Source organism: Streptomyces sp. UNOC14_S4, assembly GCF_020740835.1.
In the GTDB taxonomy this organism is placed as follows: Bacteria; Actinomycetota; Actinomycetes; order Streptomycetales; family Streptomycetaceae; genus Streptomyces.
This window is the reverse complement of sequence record NZ_JAINFC010000404.1, coordinates 1-7,088: the sequence shown is the minus strand read 5'-3', so window position 1 is coordinate 7,088 and position 7,088 is coordinate 1. Positions and strand designations below refer to the sequence as shown.

Below are 7,088 nucleotides of genomic sequence, written 5' to 3'. Positions count from 1 at the left end.
CCCCTCACCCCCACCGCATCGCCTATCACCACGATGCGCCGCTCCCGCAGCATCGCCGCCCGTATTTCCCCCGGAGTCGCCTCCTCACCCTTCAACGTCCCCGACCGCTCCGGACTTTCGGCCAGGGCGATGTCCTTGAGGCCGGTGAACCTGTCCGGCGAGACGAGAGCCGTGTCGCGCCGGGCCGCCGGGACGAAGAGGACCGCGTCACCCGGTCGGGCGACCCGCGCGACGCGGTCGGCGGTCGACAGGACGTCGTCGACGCGGCTGTGCGGCCCGCGCAGCCGCAACTCGACGGGCAGAAGCGCGGCGAAGGCCACCACGGCGGCCACCCCGAGCAGCGCTCCCGGCCGCAGCCGCAGCCGTAGCCGCCGCCGACGCACCCCAGCCATCCCTACCACCGCCCAGCCGACCGCAAGCCCGGCCAGGAGCGCCAGCCCCACCTGCGTGTAGAGGACGTACCGCACGAGATACACGGGCTGGATCAACGACACCAGCACAAGCGCCAGTTGAGGAACGGCCAACAACGGCAGTGCCACCGACGCAAGAGAAACGCCTCCCACCCGCCGGTGCGGTATCCGGATCCGGGCGCAAAGGCAGCCCCCGGCGACGACGAGGGCGATGCCCAGTAGCGCGGGCCAGGTCAGCGGGCGTATCCAGGACACCTGGAACGACTGGGCCCGGCTGGCCACGATCAGCGGCAGCGCCCCGGCGACGGCCGCGGCCGAGGCCATGGCCCAGCGCGTCAGCCGCACCCGCCCCGGCCGGGCGAGCGCGACCGTGAGGGCGTGGGCGGGCAGCGCGAGCAAGGAGAACCAGTTGAGCAGCGCGCCGACGAGCAGGGTCACGGCGTACGCGCCCCACCGCCACCGGGCGGCCGCGGGGCGCGGGTGTTCGAGCGCGGTGACCAGGAGCCACGTGGCCAGCGCCACGGCCGCGGTGACCAGGGCGTATGCCCGGCCCTCCTGGGCATACTGCTGCACAGGCGGGAGCAGGGCGAAGACGAGCCCCGCGCCCAGACCGGCCCACGGGTCGGCGAGCCGGGCGCCGAGCGAGGACGTGAGCGCGGCGGCCAGCGCCATGGCCAGTACGGACGGCAGCCGCAGCGTGACGAGGCTGTCCCCGAAGGCGGCGAAGAGGCCGTGCATGAGCGCGTAGTACAGGCCGTGGACGAGGTCGACCTCGTCCAGCAGGTGCCGGATCTCCCCGAGCGAACGGTGGGCGACCTGCCAGGTCGCGGCCTCGTCGCGCCACATGCTGCGCTGCCGGCCGATCCCCCACAGCCCGAGCGCGCACACCACGGCCGCCGGAATGCCGGGAACCCACCATCGCCGCAGGTCGGAGGCGTGACCGAGGGGTGTCCAGGGCCGCCGGACGAATGTCTTCCGGGCCCGGGGGACCGAGGGCGGCCGGAGCGGGGCCAGCGTCGCCATGACGCACCGGCCTCCCTTCATCTTCATCATGCTTTCACTAACTGAATAGTGAAAGCATGATGAAACAGGGACGCGGCCGAGGTCAACTGAAGATCGAATGAAAGATCGGATGAAGGATCGAACGCAGGAAGCCCCGGCGCGGACGGCTTGGGTTCCGCGCCGGGGCTTCAGGGCCCTCCTGGAGGGTGGCGACGTAGTGCGAGCGGTGATAGCCGCGTACGGCTCAGTCGGGCTTGCGGTCGACGTACTCCAGAACCATGCCGTCCGGGTGCCGGGCCACCAGGTTGCGTCCGATCGGCGTCGGCACCGGCCCCGCGATGATCTCCGCGCCGACCGCGCGGAGATCGGCGAGCGACTCGTCGATATCGGAGACGGCGATGGTGGCCGTGATCTTCCGGAGGATCGACAGCTCCCGTTCCGGCCCGCTCATCAGGAAGAAGCAGCCGACCGCGGCGACCGACACGCCGCCGCGCTGGAAGCGGAGCGCTTCCGCGCCGGTCAGACGTTCGTAGACCGCGATGGCGGCTTCCAGATCGGTGACGCACACCCTTAGCGAAGTCCCCAGAATGTTCATGGGAACAAGGCTAGTTGGCCACGCAACCGCGCCACGCAACCGCGCCACGCAACCGCGCCACGCGACCGCAGCGCGCGACCATGCCGCGCGACCGCACCGCGCGGCCGTCCGGCGGGGCCAGGGGTCACACCCGGCAGACGAGTTCTCCGTGGAGGACCGTGAACCACGCGTCCGCGTGCGTGCCCCACTCGCGCCACGCTTCCGCGATGCGGGTCAGGCCCGCCTCGTCCGCGTGGTGGCCGGTGACGGCGTGGCGCGCGTACGCCGAGGCGACCGTGCGGTCCGCCCACAGGCCGCTCCACCAGGCGCGTTCCTCCGGGGTGGCGTAGCACCAGACGGAGGCGCCCGCGGTGATGTCGGTGAAGCCCGCGGCGTGTGCCCAGGAGAGCAGGCGGCGGCCGGCGTCGGGTTCGCCGCCGTTCGCGCGGGCGACGCGCCGGTAGACGTCCACCCACTCGTCCAAGCCCGGCACGCGCGGGTACCAGGCCATGCCCGCGTAGTCCGCGTCGCGCACCGCGACGACGCCGCCCGGGCGGCATACGCGCCGCATCTCGCGCAGCGCGCCCACCGGGTCGCCGAGGTGCTGGAGTACTTGGTGGGCGTGCACGACGTCGAACGACGCGTCGGGGAAGTCCAGGGCCTGTACGTCGCCGACGGTGAAGTCCACGTTGTCCAGGGCTCGTTCACGGGCGACGGCACGGGCCCGGTCGAGCACGTCCTCCGCGCGGTCGAGCCCCGTCACGCTCCCCTCGGGGACGTGCGCGGCGAGGTCGGCGGTGATGGTGCCCGGGCCGCAGCCGACATCCAGGATCCTCAGACGGGGCGTCAGCTCCGGCAGCAGATAGGCGGCCGAGTTGGCGGCGGTGCGCCAACTGTGCGAGCGCAGTACGGATTCGTGGTGGCCGTGCGTATAGACGGCGGTGGTTCGTCCGTTCGGTTCCGGCATTCCCTCACCGTAGACGTGCCGCCCATATTCCGGGAATGGCGTCTCAATATTCGGGCACCAACCGAGGCCCGGGGCGGAGCCCCAGGCCCAGGCCCAGGCCCAGGCCCAGGCCCAGGCCCAGGCCCAGGACCAGGACCCCGGCGGAGCCGTCAGCGCACCGTCACCGGGACCTGCCGCACCGCCGGAGGCACGTGCGCGTGATGACGGCTGATGTTCTTCTCCAGGAGGGCGAGGCACTCCGCCACCCCGACGCTGTCCGCCGTGAACTCCGGGAGCCGGCCCTCGGCCTCCTTGAGGCCGGTCAGGGCGCGGTCCATCGCCGTCTGGGCGGCGAACAGGCACGGGGTGCTGTAGATCGCCACGTCCACGCCGAGTTCGGACAGCTCCGGCAGGGACAGGCGGGGGGACTTGCCGCCCGCTATCTGGTTGAACAGCAGCGGCTTGTCACCGATGACCTCGCGGACCTTGCGGATCCAGTCGACGCTGCGCACGCCGTCGACGAGGACCACGTCCGCGTCCGTCGCCGCGAGCGCCTTCGCGCGGCGCAGGATCTCCGCCTCCTCCGTGGCGTCGGTGCGGGCGACGACGACGAGGTCGCGGCGCGACGCGAGGACCATGTCGAGCTTGTCCAGGTACTCCTCCAGCGGCAGCACCTGTTTGCCGTCCACGTGTCCGCAGCGCCGTGGGCGTTTCTGGTCCTCCAGGATCACGCCGGAGGCGCCGATCGCCTCCAGGTGCTGTACGACGTGGCAGGCCGTCTCGGGGTCGACGTAGCCGTCGTCGATGTCCACGAGCAGGTGCCGGCCGGGGAACGCCAGCCGTAGCCGCTGGACGAAGGCCACGAGGTCGGGCCAGGCGATGAAGCCGATGTCCGGCAGCCCGTAGTGGGACGCGGCGAAGCCGAAGCCCGAGACGAACATGCCGTCGTAGTGCTGGGCGGCCGCCGAGGCGGAGAACATGTCGAAGACGCCGATCAGCGGCGTCGTCCCGGTTTCCGCGATGGCCGCACGTAGCCGATTGGGGTGGTTCACGGTACCCTCCGAACGTTGGGTTGCGTGGACGCGTCGAACCGGCGAACTACCTGTTGAAGCCGAGCCGGTGACGACGCGTCACAGAAAATCGTCTGGGATGCGCAGCAGGGGCGGGGCCGGGAACTCACGCTGGCGGGCGGGGGTCCCGGCCTTCGTTCGTGTTCGGGTCGGTGTAAGTGCCATCCGGACGTTAGTCAAGGAATGGTCATGCGGCAATGTTGGCAAAGTAAAAAAGAGGTTGCCGCGGTGCTTTTGAGACACGAGCGCCCCTCGCCTCGCCGACACCCCGGTCCGCGCCGACAATGGGTGCCATGACGTCCCGTACGCTGCTCGCCCGGCACGGCGAGGCCCTCGACTTGTTCACCGACCGCGTGCACGCCGTCGGCACCCGGCAGTGGGACGCGCCGACGCCCTGCGCCGAGTGGACCGTGCGCGACCTCGTCAACCACCTCACCGCCGAACAGCTCTGGGTGCCGCCCCTGCTGGAGGGCGCGAGCCTGAAGGACGTCGGTGACGTGTACGACGGCGACGTCCTCGGTGACGACCCGGTCGCCGCCTGGGACACGGCGGCAGGCGCCGCCCGCGAGGCGTTCGCCGCGCCGGGCGCGCTGCAGCGGACCGTCACGCTCTCCTACGGCCCCACCGGCGCCGATGCCTACGTCGCCCAGATGACGGCGGACGCGGTCGTGCACGCGTGGGACCTCTCCCGCGGCATCGGCGCCGACGAACACCTCCCGAAGGCGCTCGTCGACTTCACCCGCCGCGAGGTCGGCCCGTACGCCGACTCCCTCGCCGGGTCCGGCTTGTTCGCCCGTCCGGTCGAACCGCCCGAGGGCGCCGACGCGCAGACCCGTCTGCTGTCCTTGCTGGGCCGTCAGGTCTGACGCCCGGTCAAGTCGGCCTGTTCACCTCTCCGGGTGTCGCTTCTCCGGATGCTTCTTCGCGCCCTTCGCGCCGCCCTTCGCGCCGCCCGGCAGGAAGTCCTGCACCTTCGCCTTGATGCCCTGCCGCACCATGCCCGCGCGCGCCGTGTCGCCCTTGAGCACCGAGGCCGCCGTGTTCTCCATCTGGTCCCAGTCCGCGTGCGGCGGGATCGGCGGGACGTCCGGGTCCGTCAGGAACTCCACGACCGCCGGGCCCTCCGCGGCCAGGGCCTGGCGCCAGGCCCCCTCGACGTGCTCGGGGCGCTCCACCCGGATGCCGGTCAGGCCGATCGTGCGCGCGAACGCCGCGTACGACACGTCGGGCAGCTGCTGCGACGGCAGGAACTGCGGGGAACCGCTCATCGCCCGCATCTCCCACGTCACCTGGTTGAGGTCGTGGTTGTTCCACACGCCGACGACCAGCCGCGGGTCGTCCCACTGCGCGTGGTACTTGGCGGCGGTGATCAGCTCCGCCATGCCGTTCATCTGCATCGCGCCGTCCCCGACCAGCCCCACCACCGGCCGGTTGGGGTGCGCGAACTTCGCGCCGATCGCGTACGGCACCCCGCAGCCCATCGTGGCGAGCGTCCCCGACAGCGAGCCCCGCATCGTGCCGCGCATGCCGATGTGCCGCGCGTACCAGTTGGCGACCGAACCCGAGTCGGAGGTGAGGATCGCGTTGTCCGGCAGCAGCGGCGACAGCGCCCGCGCCACGTACTCAGGGTTGATCGGCTCGGCGGCCACCGCCGCGCGTCCGGCCATGACCTCCTCCCAGCGTCGCACCCCCGCGATCACCTGTTCCTGCCACGCGCGCCCCTCCTTGCGGCGCAGCAGCGGCAGCAGCCGCTGGAGGGTCGCCCGCGCGTCACCGATCAGGTTCACCTCGTACGGGTAGCGCATCCCGATCAGGTGCGGGTCGATGTCGATCTGCACCCCGCGCGCCTGGCCGTACTCCGGCAGGAACTGCGCGTACGGGAAGCTGGAGCCGATCGTCAGCAGCGTGTCGCAGCCGCGCATCAGCTCGTACGACGGTCGGGTGCCCAGCAGGCCCACCGCGCCCGTCACATAAGGGAGTTCGTCGCTCAGCGCGTCCTTGCCCAGCAGGGCCTTCGCCACCCCGGCGCCCAGGACGTCCGCGACCTCCTCGGTCTCGGCCCGGGCGCCCGCCGCGCCCTGCCCGATGAGGATCGCGACCTTCTCGCCCGCGTTGAGCACCTCCGCCGCCCGGCGCAGCGAGTCGTCCGAGGGCACCGCCTGCCAGCCGCTGCGGTCCAGGCTGGAGGGCACCATCTTCCTGTCGTGCGTGGGCGGGGAGTAGTCCAGGTCCTGGACGTCGCCGGGGACGATGACGGCCGTGGGGGCGCGGCGCGCGTAGGCGATGCGGATCGCCCGGTCGAGGACGTTCGGCAGCTGCTCGGGGACGTTCACCGTCTCCAGGAAGTCGGACGCCACGTCCTTGAACAGCGAGTGCAGGTCCACCTCCTGCTGGTACGCGCCGCCCATCGCCGACCGGTGCGTCTGCCCGACGACGGCCACCACCGGCACGTGGTCGAGCTTCGCGTCGTAGAGCCCGTTGAGCAGGTGGATCGCGCCCGGCCCGGACGTCGCCGCGCACACGCCCAGCCGCCCGCTGAACTTCGCGTAGCCGACCGCCTCGAACGCGGACATCTCCTCGTGCCGGGACTGGATGAAGCGGGGCTGGTTGTCGGCCCGCTCCCAGGCGGCGAGCAGGCCGTTGATGCCGTCGCCCGGATAGCCGAATACGTGGTCCACGTTCCAGGCGCGTAGTCGGGCCAGAAGGAAGTCCGACACTTTCTGGCTGCTCATGGGGGTGGGGTAACCGTTTTCCTTTTTCCGAAACGCTGTGCCTATGGGCTGCGCCGCTGGGCGGTGCGCCTACTGGGGTGCCTCTTGCGCTCTGCGGGCGGCTGCGGGCCGGTGGGGGCTTGTCGCGCAGTTCCCCGCGCCCCTGAAGGGGCGCGTGTCGGGGCGCCCCCGGTTTCCTGATCTGCGAAGGTAGCCGCAGAAGCGGACCACGCGGAGGATACGGATGCAGGCGAGCCTTCCGGCGCTCACGGCCGTCGCCGTGCCGGAGCGCGGACTGCCCGTGCTGCCGGAGCTCGCCGCACGCCTCGCCGGCGAGGCGTGCGGCGAGCTCCGGCAGCACGGGCAGTCCGCGCT

The 7,088-nt window shown here is 71.8% G+C and carries 6 protein-coding genes; 1 reads left to right on the top strand and 5 read right to left on the bottom strand.

Annotated elements, in window-relative coordinates:
- From K6I34_RS27870 to K6I34_RS27855, 4 genes are all read right to left on the bottom strand, one after another.
- Nucleotides 1–1,433, bottom strand: a 1,433-nt coding sequence (locus K6I34_RS27870) for a protein O-mannosyl-transferase family (RefSeq protein WP_229329929.1), incomplete at its 3' end; no start/stop codon positions are given.
- A 223-nt stretch (nt 1,434–1,656) separates the two neighbouring features.
- Nucleotides 1,657–2,007 (bottom strand): VOC family protein, encoded by a 351-nt coding sequence (locus K6I34_RS27865; RefSeq protein ID WP_229329927.1) that lies wholly within the window; start codon nt 2,005–2,007, stop codon nt 1,657–1,659.
- 124 nt (nt 2,008–2,131) lie between these two features.
- Nucleotides 2,132–2,953, bottom strand: coding sequence for a methyltransferase domain-containing protein (locus K6I34_RS27860; RefSeq protein ID WP_229329925.1), 822 nt, complete (start codon nt 2,951–2,953; stop codon nt 2,132–2,134).
- Between the two features lie 149 nt (nt 2,954–3,102).
- Nucleotides 3,103–3,984 (bottom strand): oxaloacetate decarboxylase, encoded by an 882-nt coding sequence (locus K6I34_RS27855; protein ID WP_229329924.1) that lies wholly within the window; start codon nt 3,982–3,984, stop codon nt 3,103–3,105.
- A gap of 311 nt (nt 3,985–4,295) precedes the next feature.
- Here K6I34_RS27855 and K6I34_RS27850 point away from each other — a divergent pair, with 311 nt between their 5' ends.
- Nucleotides 4,296–4,868, top strand: a complete 573-nt coding sequence (locus K6I34_RS27850) for a TIGR03086 family metal-binding protein (protein WP_229329922.1) — start codon at nt 4,296–4,298, stop codon at nt 4,866–4,868.
- Nucleotides 4,869–4,889: 21 nt separating this feature from the next.
- Here the strand turns inward: K6I34_RS27850 and K6I34_RS27845 are convergent, their stop codons facing one another.
- On the bottom strand, nt 4,890–6,734 hold the full coding sequence (locus K6I34_RS27845; RefSeq protein ID WP_229329920.1) for a thiamine pyrophosphate-requiring protein: 1,845 nt from the start codon (nt 6,732–6,734) through the stop codon (nt 4,890–4,892).
- Between the last annotated feature and the right edge of the window lie 354 nt (nt 6,735–7,088).